The 460-nt window shown below is 58.3% G+C and carries 1 pseudogene; it reads left to right on the top strand.

Features of this window, described 5'->3' with window-relative positions:
* A pseudogene (locus tag HMPREF2806_RS02675) lies at window positions 1–460 on the top strand (transposase); the annotation flags it as partial.

Here is a 460-nt window from a genome sequence, read left to right as displayed (position 1 = left end):
ACCTCACCCCGCTGGTGGACGGGCGTGGGCCTGCACGCTTGTTAGACATGCGACCGGGCAGGTCGGCAGATGTGCTCAGCGGGTGGCTTAAGGAACGCAACCCCAGCTTCCGGGAACAGATACAGGTGGTGACCATGGATGGGTTCACCGGATATGCCACCGCAGTCGAGCAGCAACTACCACAAGCTGATAAAGTCATGGACCCTTTCCATGTAGTGCATCTGGCAGCCGACAAGCTCACCAGTTGCCGACAAAGACTCCAACGTGAGACCACTGGGCGCCGCGGACGCAAAGATGACCCACTGTACAAGCACCGGCGCACCCTGTTGACCAGGACGAACTATCTCACCGAGCGGCAAAAGCAACGCTTAGAAATGCTGTGGGCCACCGATGACGACTACGTGTGCCTAGAAGTAACGTGGTTGGTCTACCAAGACATGATCGCAGCGTACGCGCATCC

This window comes from Corynebacterium sp. HMSC076G08 (assembly GCF_001811515.1).
Taxonomy (GTDB): domain Bacteria; phylum Actinomycetota; class Actinomycetes; order Mycobacteriales; family Mycobacteriaceae; genus Corynebacterium; species Corynebacterium hiratae.
The sequence above is the reverse complement of the archived record's forward strand: the minus strand, read 5'-3'. Positions and strand labels throughout refer to the sequence as shown.